11 protein-coding genes and 1 tRNA gene are annotated in these 16,816 nt (G+C 45.1%); 8 read left to right on the top strand and 4 right to left on the bottom strand.

Annotation, left to right across the window (positions count from 1 at the left end):
* Positions 1-51 precede the first annotated feature (51 nt).
* Complete coding sequence (locus B3014_RS12035) at positions 52-1,431, top strand: sensor histidine kinase (RefSeq protein WP_289244528.1); 1,380 nt, start codon at positions 52-54, stop codon at positions 1,429-1,431.
* Here B3014_RS12035 and B3014_RS12030 read toward each other — a convergent pair whose 3' ends face one another.
* Positions 1,432-3,369 carry a methyl-accepting chemotaxis protein gene (locus B3014_RS12030; protein ID WP_289244529.1) on the bottom strand — a complete coding sequence of 646 codons (1,938 nt, stop codon included), beginning with the start codon at positions 3,367-3,369 and terminating at the stop codon, positions 1,432-1,434.
* 54 nt (positions 3,370-3,423) lie between these two features.
* Entirely contained in the window at positions 3,424-4,494 is a 1,071-nt protein-coding gene (gene queG / locus B3014_RS12025) for a tRNA epoxyqueuosine(34) reductase QueG (protein ID WP_289244530.1), read from the bottom strand.
* A 45-nt stretch (positions 4,495-4,539) separates the two neighbouring features.
* On the opposite strand from queG, the gene B3014_RS12020 reads away from it, so the two are divergent.
* From B3014_RS12020 to B3014_RS12000, 5 genes are all read left to right on the top strand, one after another.
* Positions 4,540-6,021: an NAD(P)H-hydrate dehydratase gene (locus B3014_RS12020; protein WP_289244531.1), complete on the top strand. Its 1,482-nt coding sequence runs from the start codon at positions 4,540-4,542 to the stop codon at positions 6,019-6,021.
* A gap of 9 nt (positions 6,022-6,030) precedes the next feature.
* Positions 6,031-6,486 (top strand): tRNA (adenosine(37)-N6)-threonylcarbamoyltransferase complex ATPase subunit type 1 TsaE, encoded by a 456-nt coding sequence (gene tsaE, locus B3014_RS12015; RefSeq protein ID WP_289244532.1) that lies wholly within the window; start codon positions 6,031-6,033, stop codon positions 6,484-6,486.
* Between the two features lie 98 nt (positions 6,487-6,584).
* Positions 6,585-7,931 (top strand): N-acetylmuramoyl-L-alanine amidase, encoded by a 1,347-nt coding sequence (locus tag B3014_RS12010; RefSeq protein ID WP_289244533.1) that lies wholly within the window; start codon positions 6,585-6,587, stop codon positions 7,929-7,931.
* Positions 7,932-7,964: 33 nt separating this feature from the next.
* Positions 7,965-9,620, top strand: coding sequence for a DNA mismatch repair endonuclease MutL (mutL, locus tag B3014_RS12005; RefSeq protein ID WP_289244534.1), 1,656 nt, complete (start codon positions 7,965-7,967; stop codon positions 9,618-9,620).
* Positions 9,621-9,652: 32 nt separating this feature from the next.
* Positions 9,653-10,753, top strand: a complete 1,101-nt coding sequence (locus B3014_RS12000; protein ID WP_289244535.1) for a hypothetical protein — start codon at positions 9,653-9,655, stop codon at positions 10,751-10,753.
* A gap of 81 nt (positions 10,754-10,834) precedes the next feature.
* On the opposite strand, the gene B3014_RS11995 is transcribed toward B3014_RS12000, so the two are convergent.
* Together B3014_RS11995 and B3014_RS11990 are read right to left on the bottom strand one after the other, a co-directional pair.
* Positions 10,835-13,936 carry an efflux RND transporter permease subunit gene (locus tag B3014_RS11995; protein WP_289244536.1) on the bottom strand — a complete coding sequence of 1,034 codons (3,102 nt, stop codon included), beginning with the start codon at positions 13,934-13,936 and terminating at the stop codon, positions 10,835-10,837.
* 41 nt (positions 13,937-13,977) lie between these two features.
* A complete protein-coding gene (locus B3014_RS11990) occupies positions 13,978-15,060 on the bottom strand; it encodes a hypothetical protein (protein WP_289244537.1) in 1,083 nt (360 codons plus the stop codon).
* Positions 15,061-15,199: 139 nt separating this feature from the next.
* Here B3014_RS11990 and B3014_RS11985 point away from each other — a divergent pair.
* A tRNA-Phe gene (locus B3014_RS11985) sits at positions 15,200-15,275 on the top strand.
* Between the two features lie 317 nt (positions 15,276-15,592).
* A complete protein-coding gene (locus B3014_RS11980; protein ID WP_289245366.1) occupies positions 15,593-16,792 on the top strand; it encodes a porin in 1,200 nt (399 codons plus the stop codon).
* Positions 16,793-16,816 lie beyond the last annotated feature (24 nt).

Raw genomic sequence — 16,816 nt, 5'->3', positions numbered from 1 at the left:
AGACGCTTTTTAAGTATTTGAAATTCGTCGAAATTGACATATGATTCGCTGATGTTCTATGGCGAATCACACGGCTATGTTGATCCCGCTCTGCCAGAGCTGGACTCAGATGCCTTAAAACAAGTTAAGCAACAAGCGGCAAAAGATCTGGCCAAACGCACTATATCCGGCGGCCTGATCGTGTTTTTAGCTCTGCTTATTTCCGCCTATTATTCGCCGATCATGAATGATGCCCCCTTTTTTACCTATTTTTTATTTGGGTTGATGGGCCTCCTCTTTTTATGCCGCCTGTACGTTGTCTTCTCCATCCTGAACACACCACATGCTGTAGACATGAAACTAAAACAGCTTTTTGTGGTGTTCTTTTTCTCAGCTCTGACTTGGGGTATTTACGTCGCGGTTTGCCTCTACCTGTATCAAACCTTATTTACTAATATGGTCGTACTGATGTTTACCATTGGTATAGGTGCAGGTGCATTGACTAGCCTGTTTATCTGGAAAAAGCTGGCTCGAATGTATTTATGCATGATTTTTCTGCCCATCATCGTATCAACCATGCTCAAATGGAACCTGAGTACAGTGAGTATTTTATTTGGACTGATTTCGTATATGATTTTTTTGCTGATACAAGCATCTCGTGCTAACGCAGAGTATTGGCAGTCACTCTATTTAACCAAAATACTTCAACAACAGACCTCTGCGCTTCAACAAGCAAAAGAACTCGCTGAAACGGCCAATCGGGCCAAGACAGAGTTTTTATCCAGTATGAGCCATGAGTTAAGAACCCCTCTGAATGCCATATTGGGTTTTACACAATTACTCAGAACGGATCCAAAATCGCCCCCGCATTCGCAACAGGCCGAGAGCCTTGACCACATCATGAAAGCAAGTAAGCACCTACTAACATTAGTTAATCAGGTGCTTGATCTGGCAAAAGTGGAAAGTGGTCACCTGGATTTAAAATTAAAGCCCACCCATATGGGCAACACCGTCACAGATTGTCTGTCACTGGTGGATAGCTTAGCGAGGCAGAAACAAATCAAACTCTTTATCGCCGACGATCCCAAGGTTTATGTCAATGCTGATCCTATGCGCTTAAAACAAATCCTGATTAATTTGTTGAGTAATGCCATCAAATATAACCGACCGGAAGGCAGTTTAATGTTGGAATATAAAAAGCAGACAGATTCACTTCGTGTGCTGGTGATTGATACCGGGCCAGGTATTTCCCATGAAAATCAGCAATTATTGTTTTCTAGTTTTTCTCGATTAGGGCAAGAAAATTCGACAACAGAAGGCAGTGGTGTAGGCCTGGTTATCACCAAAAAACTCATTGAAGCAATGGGTGGACGAATTGGTTATCAAAGTAAAGAACAGCTTGGTTCAACCTTTTGGTTTGAACTGCCATTGGCTGCTCAACCTATATCCTGATCACTGCTTTAAGGCCACCACTAATAGTTTCAGCTCTTCACTGATAGTCGTTAAGCCTCTTCCAGACTGACCAATACCCACAATATGTTGATTCACATCAATTGAACTTGATTTAATCTGCTCTGCCGCGCGGGCAATGTCATCAACGGTCGCCGTTTGCTGTTGCGTAGCCGTAGCAATCGATGAATTCATTTGCGTAATATTATCCATTGCCGAAACAACGGGTGCCATGGCGAGATTCGCTTCATCGGTCTGTGCTGCGCAACGTTTTGCGGCAGCACTTTGGCGACCAACAATACTGGTCGCCTCCACACCGGAAGTAGCGAGTTGCTCAATAATCGCTTTAATTTCTTCCGTTGATTCAGTGGTTCTCGATGCCAACAATCGAACTTCGTCTGCCACAACGGCAAAACCTCTGCCATGTTCACCGGCTCTGGCGGCCTCAATAGCCGCATTTAATGCTAATAAATTGGTTTGTTCTGCCACACCCTGAATGACTTCCAGTACAGACTGAATATTTTGACTATTTTGTTCAAGACGATGAATAACCGTTTCTGCATCAAGTAAATCCGTAGCAAGTTGTTGTGTCGCCGTTGATGCCAGGCTGAGCTTATGCCGAGCAGAATATGTGGCTTCGTTTGCTTGCCCAGCAAACTCTGATGCATCTGTCGCGTTATTGGCGACCTCCTTAAATGAATATGATAACTGCATAACGGCGGTAGCCACCTGATCAGTCGTATGTTGTTGCTGTTGCGTCAGTGTCGAAGTAGCTTCGGACTCCTCTTGCAAGGTTCGACTGGCGTTAATCAACGTTTGCGCCTGATGGTCTAATTTATCAATCAAATCGCCGAGATACTGCTGCAAGTGAAGTGCTGCCTCGACAACGGAGTTGGTCTCACTAAAAGCCAGTTCAGAAGTCAAACTCTGCTGATAATGACCACCAAGCATGGCTTTAAAAAAGCCATCAAGTTTGAGCAAAAAACGCATCAAACGATTTTGCATGACAAACTGTAGACAAAGCGCAGGGATAATAAAGACAAGTGCCAGCAATACTAACCACTGCAAGCGTTGCGTAATATCCGCCTTTATCTGGCTAATTTTGCTCTCATAGTCAGCCAGCATCGCTTGAAAAGCCAGCATTTCTTGATTCAAGTCTTCTCTGCTTGCCATGACTTGTTGCTGCATGGCCTGGGTATTGCGGATTTCTTTTTCGTAACGCTGAGTCAGGCTATGTAAAGAAGCAATACTGAGATCGCCGATCTCATCGGGCTCTTGTGGGATTAATGCCTCTTCATCTACCTCTGTGTAGATACCAAATCGCGGCATGGCTTCCAGTTGCTTAACCAACTCTGCGAAATGCTGATTTTCGTCCAATAAGGTTTTCTCAATCGCTTTATCCTGGGTCTCAAGATATCGCTGTCGATATAAAGAGATTTGATTCAGGCTATGCTCAAGATCCACCAGCTTCTGAAGAAAATCCGCAATCTGCCAGGCTGGGGTAGATTGTGCTTTTTCTGCATAACGATTCAAGCTCAGTAAGTCACCGTTACGTTCCCGCTCGTTATTCATTAACAAGGTTTGAGGATTAGCTGAAAGTTTGCCTGCAGAGCGCACTTGTTGAACTTCTGACTGCAATGCATCGATACCACTCTGTATGGCTGTATTATCCGACTCACTCAGCCAGTCAAACGTTTTTGTTTTCATTGCATCGAGCTGATTTTCTGCATCCTGAAGTAAATTGGCCTGGCCCGAGGCTAAATAACGTTCCAGCAAAATACGTGTATCAATATCAAACACATTTCGATATTGCTTAAATTCCTGAGTGATTTGATAAGGCTTATCGAGTTGATACCAACCCCAGACAGCAACAACAGCCGATAATATGAGTGCAAAAACAATAACAAAACTAATCAGGCGGGATACAAACGATAACTTCACTTAACTTCTCAGCAGTCAAAAACACGCTGAGTGTAAAGTGTATCAATGACAGCTTTATGACATCTTATGCTGCTGTAATGCCCAATCAATATGCTCTTGGACCATATCTGACACCTGATTTGAACGAGTCATTAATGCCTCAATGACTGACGGACTGGTTTTGGCATTACCCAGAGCAACAGCAATATTTCGTAACCAGCAGTCATAGCCAATTCGCCGGATAGGACTCCCTTCCAGGCGTGACAAAAAGGTTTGCTCAGACCACAGAAACAAATCAACAAGCTGCGGCGCATCTAAGCCCTCTCGGGGTGAATAGTCTGACTCTGTGGTCGCCTGAGCATACTTATTCCATGGACAGACCAACTGGCAATCATCACAGCCATAAATCCGGTTACCCATTAAAGGTCTGAACTCTTCCGGAATCGAACCGCGCAATTCAATGGTTAAGTAAGAAATACATCGACGTGCATCGACTTCATAGGGCGCTACAATGGCTCGTGTTGGGCAAATATCGATACAGGCGGTACAGCTACCGCAGTGAGCGGTTACTGACGGTGTTGGTGGCAATGGTAGGTCGGTATAAATTTCACCCAGGAAAAAGTATGAGCCATGATCACGATTTAGCACATTGCTGTGTTTGCCTATCCACCCCAGCCCAGCTTTTTCCGCGATTGCTTTTTCCATCACCGGTGCACTATCTGTAAAAACACGATAACCAAACTCGCCGACTTCTTTTTGAATGTGCTGGGCAAGTTTGGCCAGGCGTTTTCGCATCAATTTATGATAATCACGACCCAAAGCATAACGGGAAATAAAGGCTTTCTCATCATCATCAAGCACGGACCAGGGCTCGGCTGCTTCTCCCGGCCAATAATCCATTCTGACACTGATAATACTGACTGTGCCTTCAACTAATTGGGCTGGGTGAGTCCGTTTACTACCATGCTTTTCCATAAAGCCCATGTCACCATGAAAGCCTTTTTCCAGCCAGTTTTGTAATCGCTGATCTGCCTCTGACAAATCAAGATCAGTGACACCCAGCGCCTGAAATCCCAGCGAACGCGCCCAACGTTGCATACGTAAGATAAAATCCTGCCATTCGATGTCAGTGTTTTGTTTGTCCATAAACCTATTATAAGCTGTCGGGATTGAATTAGAGGGGATCGACTTATGCACATCTTGCCGGATCGTTTATATACTGCCGCGCAAACACGTGAAATTGATCGCACCATCATTGAAGACCATCACATTAGCGGTAGCGAACTCATGTCTCGTGCAGCAAAAGCCGCACTGGATATTTTGATGAGGTCTTGGCCACAAGCCAAACATATCACCGTATTTTGCGGAGCAGGGAATAACGGTGGGGATGGGTATGACCTTGCTCATCAGGCGATTAATAAAGGTTTCCTTGTCGACCTTATCGAGCTGGGTCAGCCTGATAAAATGAGTGATGAAGCCGCCCATGCGAGACAAGGCTTTTTAAGTACAGGTCATAAGCCTCAAGCTTTTAGTGATCAAGTTGCGGAGACCGATGTCATTGTTGACGCGCTGTTCGGTACAGGCTTGGATCGCCCTGTAACAAGTCATTATGCAGAAGCTATCGCCGCCATCAATAACACGGTTCAGGCTCGCATTTTATCGATCGATATCGCCTCAGGCCTTAATGCGGATACCGGAAAAGTCATGGGCATCGCTGTGAAAGCGGATATCACCGTGAGCTTTCTGGGATTGAACCAAGGCTTGTTCACGGGAGACGGTCCACACTATAGCGGACGCATTTATTTTGATGATTTAGAAACACCAGAGAGCCTATATAAAACATTACCTACATCAAGCCAACTCGCCCGCTTCGAGCACTATAAACCACAATTAAAACCAAGAGCGCGTTCAGCTCATAAAGGGGACTTTGGTCATTTACTGGTCGTGGGTGGCAATCGTGGCATGTCAGGTGCTGCGAGAATTTGTGCTGAATCTGGAGCCCGTACTGGAGCAGGACTTATCAGTGTTGCTACACATCCTGAGCATGCTCACTGGCTGAATCTTGACCGTCCTGAATTAATGGTGAGCGCAATAGATTCAGCGACTGATTTAGCAAAGTTATTAGAGAAAGCCTCAGTAATAAGTTTTGGCCCGGGTTTAGGTCAAGATACTTGGTCTACCCCCATGTTTAATTCACTTCTCGAAGTAGAAAAACCGATGGTCATGGATGCAGATGCCCTAAATTTACTCAGTCAGCGTCCTGTTTACAAATCAAACTGGATTCTGACGCCTCATCCTGGTGAAGCAGGCAGATTGTTGGGTATGAGCAGCAGTGAAATAGAAGCAGACCGCTTTCATGCTGTGAAACTTATTCAGCAAAAATACGGGGGAGTTGTTGTGCTTAAAGGATCAGGGTCATTGATTTGTGATGGCAGCACCACACTAGTATCAACGGTAGGCAATCCTGGTATGGCAAGTGGGGGAATGGGCGATGCATTGACCGGTATTATCGGTGGCTTACTTGCACAGAAAATGTCACTCTTTGATGCTGCCAGTCTTGGTGTCATACTTCATGGCATGGCCGCTGACAGAGCAGCCAAAGAACATGGAGAACGGGGATTACTCGCATTAGACTTATTACCTCATCTTCGTCATCTGTTGAATTTAAAATAAGAAAAGAACGTGCATAGATATCTTGATAACGAACAAGCGACCCTCAGCCTGGGTAGAGACCTTGCCATGCTGATGCCTGACAAGCTCTTCACCATTCATCTAGAAGGTGAACTGGGCGCAGGAAAAACGACCTTCACCAGAGGCTTTGTGCAAGCGCTTGGGCATCAGGGTAATGTCAAAAGTCCCACCTATACTCTTGTTGAACACTACCAGCTTGATCACAGGGATATTTACCACTTTGATTTATATCGTCTCAGCGATCCCGGTGAGCTTGAATTTATGGGTATCGATGATTACTTTCATAACAATGCCATATCATTGATTGAATGGGCGCAACGCGGTCAGGATTTTTTACCAGCGCCCGACCTGATGATTCACTTATCGTACCAATCAACCGGAAGACAGGTAGAGATTCAAGCAATGACAGCTTTGGGTGAAGAAGTCTGTGGAAAACTTCACAAATAGTTCAACTTTCCCTTGTATCTCATTTATTTAGAAAGAAAACTTGATTTTAATTTTAAGCAAAGAGAAAATAACGGCCAAGTGATCATAAGGGTGTTGAGATGGTCCGTCTCCTACTAAGTTTTTTTCTGCTATTTTTTACAGCGCCAACATGGGCTGATGCCATTCAAGGTCTGCGCGTGTCTTCAGATAATCAGAGTGCACGCTTAGTATTTGATCTTGATAACAAAGTCAGTTACAACGCATTTACTTTAGCCAACCCCGATCGTCTGGTCATTGACTTAAAAGGCTTTCAACAACGTGATAAGTTGACGATTCCATCGTTGATAAATACCCCAATAAAAGCCGTGCGCTATGCCGCCTATGATCAAAATACATTACGCGTGGTATTGGATTTAGCCCATGAGGTGAAATACCAAACCCAAACGCTACCACCGCAGAAAAACTACCCTAACCGCTTAGTGGTTGATCTTCTGTACACACAGAAACAGCTCAAACAATCTATTGCTGAAGTCAAAGAAGAAGCCTTGAACACGCCTTCGGAGGCTGCTCAGAATAAGGTTGAACAAGAACAAAAAGTCATCAAAACCAATAAAATTCTACCGCGTAGAGATATTGTTGTAGCCATTGATCCTGGACATGGTGGTCAGGATTCTGGCGCAGTAGGTGCTCACGGCACTAAAGAGAAAGACGTGGTGCTCGCTATCGGAAAACGACTGGCCAAACTAGTGGATCAAGAGCCTGGAATGCGTTCGTATTTAACCCGAGACAGTGATGTATTTATCAGTTTGCGACAGCGTATCCGCCGCGCTCGGGAAAACGGTGCTGACATGTTCATTTCCATCCATGCTGACGCTTTCACCAATCGCAAAGCCCGAGGATCGTCTGTCTATGTTTTATCCAGTCGTGGTGCGAGTAGTGAAGCAGCGCAGATTCTTGCAGACAGAGAAAATGCGGCTGATTTAGCCGGAGGCATCAGCCTGGAAGATAAGGATGATTTATTGGCGTCGGTCTTACTTGATCTGTCTCAAACAGCCAGCTTGGAGGGCAGTTTGGAAGTCGGTCAGACTGTCTTGTCAGGTCTTAAACGTGTCGGTCATGTTCACAAAAAACACGTCGAATCCGCTGCTTTTGTGGTGCTCAAATCGCCTGATATCCCCTCTATTCTGGTCGAAACAGCCTTTATTTCTAATCCAGAAGAGGAAAGGAAACTCAAAAATGCTAGTCATCAGAATAAATTGGCTCACGCCATGATGGTCGGCATTCGTAATTATTTCCAACAAAACCCGATTCCCGGCACTAGCCTGCCACAACAACATATTGTCAGTCGCGGTGATACTCTGAGCATGATTGCTCAGCGTTATCGCGTGAAGATGGCCGATATCAAATCGGTGAATAATCTGGCTTCCTCCGAAATTCACGTTGGCGATGTATTAAAAATCCCCTAAACCTCTTGCCGCTCATACGTTAAACTTTAGCGTATGAACGCGACCAGAATTCACGCCCTACCTCTTCACCTAGCCAACCAAATTGCTGCTGGCGAAGTAGTTGAGCGTCCAGCTTCAGTACTTAAGGAGCTCGTTGAAAACAGTATTGATGCAGGTGCAACTCAAGTAGATATCGTGATCGAGGGTGCGGGCAATCAGCTTATAAAAGTCACTGATAACGGCGCTGGCATTCATCCTGATGATTTAGCACTTGCCTTAAGCCGGCATGCCACCAGTAAATTACATAGTAGCGAACAACTCAGTGTGATTGGCAGCTTGGGGTTTCGCGGTGAAGCCTTACCCAGTATTGCCTCTGTCACACGTTTGAGTCTCACGTCAAAACAAGCAGAACAGCCATGTGCCTGGCAAGTGCGATCCGATAAGCTAGAGCCGGAACCTGCTGCTCATCCTGATGGGACAACCGTGAGCGTAGCAGAGCTCTTTTTTAATTTGCCCGCGCGTCGCCGCTTTCTGCGAAGTGATAAAACAGAGCTTCATCATCTAATGACAACTTTCTATCGACTCGCTTTGAGTCGATTTGATATTGGGTTCAGTGCACGCTTTGATGAGCAAAGTTATATCAAACTACCCGCACTCAAATCAGCCGATTTATATCCTCAACGACTGGCAAAAATCTGTGGTCAGGCTTTTGTTCGTCAGGCCAACTATCTAGAACAATCCTTTGAAGATATTCATTTATCAGGCTGGGTGAGTAAAGCCTCCGCCCATCGCGCTCAAACTGATGTGCAATACTTTTTTATTAATGGTCGTGTCATCAAAGATCGGGTGATTAATCATGCCATACGCCAAGCCTATGGAGATCGGCTTCCACCCGGACGTCAGGCGGCATACGTGCTGTATTTGAACATGCCTCTGGACCGAGTGGATGTCAATGTACACCCGACTAAACATGAAGTCCGTTTTAGAGATGCACGTTTGATTCACGGCCTGATAAACAAAGCCATTCAGGAGGCTATAGCAGAAACACCGGCACCAGATAAGCTCCAGACAGAGTTAAGTTTGCCAGATTCCGAACAGGTGAATGAGCAGGCGTCAACTTATCAGGCAGAAAGCACATCTGTAGACAAGGCTAAAGCTGTTAAGTCATTACCTGAGACCATTAATTGGTCATCAGCCTCAATCTTACATGGCCGGTTTATGGTTCTGAATACGCCAGAGCCAGCATTGATTGATCTTCAACGAGCAGACAAAAAGATTCGCCAGCAACAACTTAAACAAGCGATTGATCAGAAAAACCTGACCTCCAGACCGATTTTAGTGCCTGTACGCTTGCCTATTTCTACTGCTCAAATCGGCCAATTCCAACGCTATAAAACAGATTTATCTGCGTTCGGTATTGAGTTTGAAACCGACAATGAGACTCTGACCATTAAACGTATCCCCTTTCTGTTATCACAAGTCGGCCTTCCAGAATTGGTTCATCGTTTAGCCACTGTACTTGAAACTGAAAACAGTGATCATGCCTCATTAATAACAGATGCATTAATGCAGTTATTACCAGATAACCCGGTTCATAGTCCTGAACAGGCGAAATCTATTATTGAATGCGTGTTAAATAATAAAATCGATAAAACAGACTGCTATCAGAAACTTGATCCCGCCTTACTGACTGGCTTATTCTCGTCTTAAATAATAATGACACTAATCCAGAGAGAAATTTTATGGCTAAGTCTGCCCGATCAGTTCCATCCCTTGTCCCTGCAATCCTAGCTTTAATGGTACTGCTGGGTCTGGCCTATTTACTCTTTGCAGACTTACAACCCTCCCGCACGGAACACACGGTTTCGCCACCGATAGAAATCGAAGATCCAGAAATAGAAGAAGTGACTATTGAACCTGTCTCACCTACCGAAGATCAGCAAGCCATCATAGAAAAAGAAGCAGAACAATTTGTGGATCATCTGGGTAGTAAAGCCGTGACGTTAAATGACAAACAAGGTGAGTTCGTGCGGAAAGATGGCACTATTGTGATCCCCAAAATAGAAAAACGTGAGACGACCATCGGTCAGTTACTTGCTGATAAAAGTCTGAGCGCAGACACCCCAGTCACCATAAAATACACAGAAACTGAAAAGCAACAAACGACATTACAAGCGCTTGATGACACTACTGAAGATAAAAATACCTTTGTCACTATTGAACAAGCCGATGGCAGTCGACAACAGCGGCCGCTTATTGATTTGCTCAACGCTGATAATGTCGACAAAAGTGCACCTATTACGGTGATTACTGAGCAAGATGTACAGAAGAAAACGACCATTGGCCAATTATCACAATCAGATTTACCTGAAGATCGCCTGCTTGAAGCGGAAATAGATAAAGGCTCTATCGAGTTGTCAGTTAACGACATCGTCAAATCGGGTGGTTTAGAGGACAGTGCTCTATTCTATCTGCATCGTGTGACTGAGGCCGATCGTCAAGGTTTATGGGGGATTATTCAGTCTGGCTTGATCCAACGTTTTCGTCAGGGTCTGGCACTTGAAGGTATCAATAAAGATTTAGTCAGAGTCACCATTCCTGCTGATGCCGATGAACCGCTACCTACCGGATTGAGCTCATTTCTTGGCAAGGTGTTAAACAATAAAGTGGAGTCTAGCTATATCTATAACTACACCACCAGCACGATGGGACATAATCCAGATTTAATCTACCCAGGACAGCAACTGATATTGATTCATTTCTCCTCTAAGGAGCTAAAAGACATTTATCAGTTCTTTGCCGATCAACGCAATGAGCAAGCACAAACCTTTGCTATTCACTGATGATTATAGAAATTGCTTTTTTTGTCGTGGTGTTACTGATTATTGGTATCGCCTTTTTAATTCCATTTGATTAATCGGTGCTCAGAGCTGCGCTTCTCTGCTGGTTTTGAATCGTCCGTAGCGAAGCATGACACTTGGCAATACCAATAAATTTAATACCGTGGAAGAAATCAAACCACCGATAATAATACTGGCCATCGGCCCCATAATCTCACGGCCAGGGCTATCCGAGTTTATCGCTATGGGTAACATGGCGAGCGCTGTGACCAAAGCCGTAATGAGTATTGATGGTAAGCGTTCTTGTGCCCCTCGGATGGCAGTATCCAGATTCCAGGCCGCGCCCTCTTCTGTCACCATGTATTGGTAATGTGACACCAGCATAATGGCATTACGCAATGTGATACCAAATAGCGTCACGAAACCGACTAATGAACCAATCGACAACACGCCGTTGGTTAAAACCACGGCCAGCACACCGCCGACTAGAGAAAACGGTAAATTAATCAATACCAATATCATATTGCGAAAGCTTTGTAAGGCCACGTAAAGCAATAACAAAACAGCCAGGCCTGCCAAGGTGGAATGCACAATCAAATCCTCACGTGACTGCGCTTGTGCCACTGCCGCACCAGTAAACTCAGGATAGATATCTGCGGTGAAAGCGACTTCATCATGTACACGTTGTTTCAGCTCAGCAAAAAAAGAACTCAGATCACGGTCAGTGACATTAGCCGTGACCGTTTGCAAACGCTGTGACCCACGATGCTGAATCATATGGCGTCCCGAGACCTGCTGAATCACCGCAATGTCCTGTAAGCGTAACATCACACCTTCTGGCGTCTGTATGGGTAAGGCTCTTAACTGCTGAGGTTGTTTACGCAGTTCTTCAGGTAACACAACCACCACATCAAACACCTGATTGCCTTCATAGACTTGGCCTACAACAGCCCCATCAAACCCCGTTCTCACTGCCTGCATCACTTCTGCAGGACGCAAGCCCCAATAAGCCAGCTTGTCTAAATCCAGCCGCACTTCAAGCTGTGGTTCGCCGGGAGGGGCTCGAAGCTGAACATCAGCGGCGCCATCAATATCCCTCATAACTTCTGCCACTTCTTGTGCAGTCTGGTCCAACGCATCTAGGTTCTTGCCATATATATTGACGACAATGGGTGAGGTATAACCAGAAATAGTTTCATCAATACGTTCTGTTAAAAACGTATTCACCTCCGAGTTCACGCCGGGAAACGCTTCTAATATTTCACGAATTTCATCCAGTATCCGCTGCTGAGAAGGCCCGTCCATCGGCTCAAGATCCACTTCATATTCACTATAGTGTGTGCCAAACGTATCGGCACCACGTTCTGCTCTTCCCGCCCATTGTGAGGTTGAACGTACACCGGGTATTTCCGCCACCCGCTGCTCTATACGACCACCTATTCGCAACGACTCTTCTATAGATGTACCTGGTACGCTCGCGGTATGAATAATATAATGACCTTCACGAAGTTCCGGTAAAAAGCTGCCTCCTAAGAAGGGTAATATCGATAAGCCCGCTACGCAGAAACCCAGAACACCAAGCAAGGTTAGTCTTGGAAAGTGGCTTATCGCAGATAGCACACGACCATAAATAGGTTTGATCATTCGAATCAAGGGTGGCTCGTCATGACTGACATCTCCTGCTCGGGTCAGCAAGATATGACAAAGCGCTGGCGTGACCGTCAATGCCACGGCTAGTGAGGCAAAAATGGCCAGAATATAAGCTTCACCCAATGGCTCAAACATACGACCGGCAACCCCACTTAATGTCAATAATGGCACAAAGACCAGCATCACAATAAAGCTGGCATAAACCACTGAACTTCTTACTTCCATTGACGCTTCATACACCACTTCCATGGTGGGCTTAGGTGCTGCTAGCAGGGCATTTTGCCTTAATCGACGAAAAATATTTTCGGTATCAATGATGGCATCATCGACCACTTCCCCGAGAGCGATGGCCAGCCCCCCCAGGACCATAATATTGATATTGATGCCAAATTCCAGCAAGACAATCATGGCTGCAAATAAAGACAAAGGGATGGCCGTCATTGAAATGACAGCGGTACGGATATTAAATAAAAATAAAATCAGCACCAGCATGACCAGTCCACCACCGACCATCAAATGTTCTTGGATATTGACGAGTGATGTCTGGATATAGTTTGCAGGTCGGAATAAATCATCATGCAAGGTAATGCCTTCAGCACCGAAACCATCTTTGAACTCATCTAAAGCAGCCTCAATGCCTTCGGTTACTGCCAGTGTATTCGCTTTGTATTGACCAATGACCATTAACACAACGGCAGGTTTACCACTGATAGCAGCACCACCAATGGTTGGTGCTGGCGCTTCTTTTACAGACGCAATATCACCCAGTCGCAGAACAGTATTACCTTCTTTTCTCACTACAACTTTGGCTAGCTGTGTGGCATTGAGCGGTTGTCCGCTGACTTGAATGGTCATTCGTTGATTCTGGTTTTCAACAAAGCCGGTGCCCATAATGCCGGTAGCTTGCTGCGCGACTGTCGTCACTTCATCGATCGAAATACCATATTTCGCTAATTTGTCGGGTTTTATCTGAATTTGTAATTGACGCTCATGACCGCCAAACACATTAATATCTGCCACGCCATCGACGCTCAGCAACCTGGGAGCCAATGTCCAGTCTACAAGCGAGCGCAATGTCATCAAGTCTTGCGAATCAGACGTCAGTCCTATGGTCATAATCGTGCCGGATGAGGATTCTAATGGCACCATCAATGGAGCGCCCACGCCAGCCGGTAAGACTTCTTTTAACCCCAATAAGCGCTCAGATACTAACTGCCTGTCCAGATAAATATCCGTATTGTCGTAAAAGGTTAGCGTCAACACCGAAAGACTGGGTATAGACTGAGAACGGATTGATTCCATCCCCACTAGACCACCCAGCGCGTTTTCTAAAGGCTGCGTCACCAAGACTTCTACTTGCTCAGCCGTTAGGCCTTGGGCTTCTGTTTGAATGATGACCTGTTTAGGGGCGAACTCTGGAAAAATATCTAAGCTGGAGTTAGATAACTTATAGACACCATAAATAAGTAACATCGAAGCCAGAGCGACCACCACGCCACGAAAGCGTACCGAAAAAGCAACGACTTTAGATAGCATGCAGACTCACCTTAATCAGCTGACTAAAACAGAAGCGGCATTTAATCATCATCGTCCTCATCATGAATCTGCCAGCGGAACTCTTCTGATAACAACATTTGAGCCCCTGAAATCACGACCTCATTACCTTCCTCAAATTCGCTTTGTGTAAATATACCGCCAGCGACCAACTTGCCCTCACTTAAAGGTATACGTTTGTAGCTTGCTTCATTCAATTGGATGTAAGCCCAAGGCTGTCCCGAATACCAGACAATAGCCTCGTCTGGAATATGAAAGCCTGAATCAGGATCACTATTTTCTGGAATCCAGGCATCCAAACGCATACCTAAACGAAGCTTGCCGGTCGCAATTCGGAAATAATACGTTTCACCCTGAATTTGTTTTGCACTGACATAGGCTGGGGAAACGAAATAAGCTTTTCTTGCAGAAGCGCGGTCCCCCGCACGAGAGACTCGAATCACATTCACATCTGCTGGCAACGATGACTCGATAGGCAGTGTCACCATTAATAATGTGTCATGACGATTAATTAATCTTTCCAGCTCTTTCGAAGATTTATCCATAACCCAGTTCGCAATGGATTCACCCCAGCTTTGAATCAACTCTGTTTTTGCGTCTTCAAGCTGAAATGCCGCAGAGTCAAGATTGGCCTTGGCTTCACGCCAGCTGGTTTCCGCATAGATCACATTCTTACTGGCCACACTGCCGGTTCCCTTTGCCAGCTTCTTCAGTCTTTCCCACTCCAATCGGTCTGCCTTTTCAGTCACGCTTGCAATCGTGACGGCCGATCGTAGCTGATTTAATCGCGCACGCCATTGAATCAGTTCGCGGATATCCACGACTTCTGCATAAGCCTTAAACTCAGGAAACAAGAGCGTTTTGTGTAGTGTGAGCGTGTCAATGCCCGCGTAGGGAATCGTTTCATCCGCTAGCGTGACGATGAGCGGCTGGTTAGCATTCTCTTCCTCTTCACTGTCATCATCATCCTCAAACTGCTGATGACTGGAAACCAACTCTTCGAGTCGCTCGTTCCACGATTTATCCCAAAACGACCCGACGAAAATAACCGCGAGAGCAGTTAGAATGATCAATGCCCATAACCACTTCTTATTTGATGCCGACATTCAGTTATCCATTGAATAATCAATAAAAATAGCTGGTCATTAGAGCATGCCCCACTGAAGCGGACAAGTATGGAATAGAATTAATGATGATTTCCCCTTGACATCACACCTGTCAGAAGGTTTAATACGCACCCTTATCGGCTCGATAGCTCAGTTGGTAGAGCAAGGGATTGAAAATCCCTGTGTCCCTGGTTCGATTCCAGGTCGAGCCACCACGAATTATAAAAAACCCAGACTTCTGAAAAGAAACTGGGTTTTTTATTGCCTGTCACTTTTGTTGCATAATTTCCACAATAAATTCTTATCCCCATAGCAACACCTATCACGCATTATTCCGCTATTTCGCATAGCAGACATCACCAACGCTGTGGTAAAAAAAACACAGAAATGTGATTTTCTCGTCAAAATAAAAAAAATTGTTGTAAAAGTGTTGCATTAGATTTTTTTATATGCAAAATAGCTAACAACCGAGACATATCCGGTTACGAGAGAGACTTAAAGTAATCTGTTAACAATTAGAAGGTGAAACAGAATGAAATTATTAAAAAAATCAACACTGGCTTCTTTAGTCGGTGCAGCAGCATTAACAGCTGCTGGTGCAGCTAACGCAACAATCGTTGTCGGTGGTGAAAACGGCTACGAATTCAGCGTTGACGGTAACATCAACCAGTTCTTCATCGCTAGCGACCAAGACAGCGCTAACGGTGGTTTCGATCAAAACAACCAACAAGTAGCTAACGGTCTGTTACCTACATTCTTTGGTTTTAACGTGGCAATGCCTGAAATCAATGGCCTTAAAGTTGCAGCACGTGTTTCTATCTCACCATCAACTAACAATGGCAGCTACTTCAACGAAAACCAAGGCGGTAACGACGCTATGGAACAACGTGAAGCATTTGCAACTGTTGACGGTTCATTTGGTCAAATCATGTTAGGTAAAGGTCTAGGCCTTTATGCAGCTAACAACATCCTGTTAGACCAAACTTTATACGGTGTAGGTGCGACTGGCGTCACAGCAGCTGGCGATCAAAACACTGGAACAACTTCTTTAGGTCGTATCGGTTGGGGTTATGAGTACGCTAACTGGCGCTCACAAATCCGTTACACCACTCCTGATATGAATGGTTTCAAAGCAGCGATTGCTGTTGCTGATTCTGATGACTTTTTACAAGCGACTGGTACTGGTTTTGAAAAAGACGCTCGTTATGAAGCATCTTTAAGCTACGCTACTGCATTTGACGGCGGTTCTATGAAACTGTGGTTAGATGGTATGACTCAAGACGTTCGTTACAGCAATGCTACAGGTAGCGAAACTTCTGATGCATACACTGTTGGTGGTCAATTAATCTTCGGTGGTTTTGAAGCAGTTGCTACTTACTATGACAGCAAAGGTCAAGGCGTTAACGGTTTAGGCACTGGCGCTTTCAACACAAATGGTAGCGCACGTGACGGTGATGGTTACTACGCACAGTTAGGTTACCGTTTTGGTGGCCAAACATTTGTTGCCGCTTCTTACGGTGAATCTACTTTAGATAGAGACAACACCAACGCTAGCCTTGGTGATGCTGCTGACTTAGATACTAACTCTATGGCAACTATTGGTATCTACCATGATGTAACAGCTAACTTGAAATTGGTTGCTGAATACTCACAAATGGAAACTGAATACCACAACCAATCATCTGATGATGAAGTTGATGTATTATCTGTTGGTGGTTTCATCAGCTGGTAAGCTAATCTGAAACAATTCATTTGA

Origin of the sequence: Methylophaga sp. UBA678, assembly GCF_002299105.1 — a bacterium.
In the GTDB taxonomy this organism is placed as follows: domain Bacteria; phylum Pseudomonadota; class Gammaproteobacteria; order Nitrosococcales; family Methylophagaceae; genus Methylophaga; species Methylophaga marina.
The sequence above is the reverse complement of the archived record's forward strand: the minus strand, read 5'-3'. Positions and strand labels throughout refer to the sequence as shown.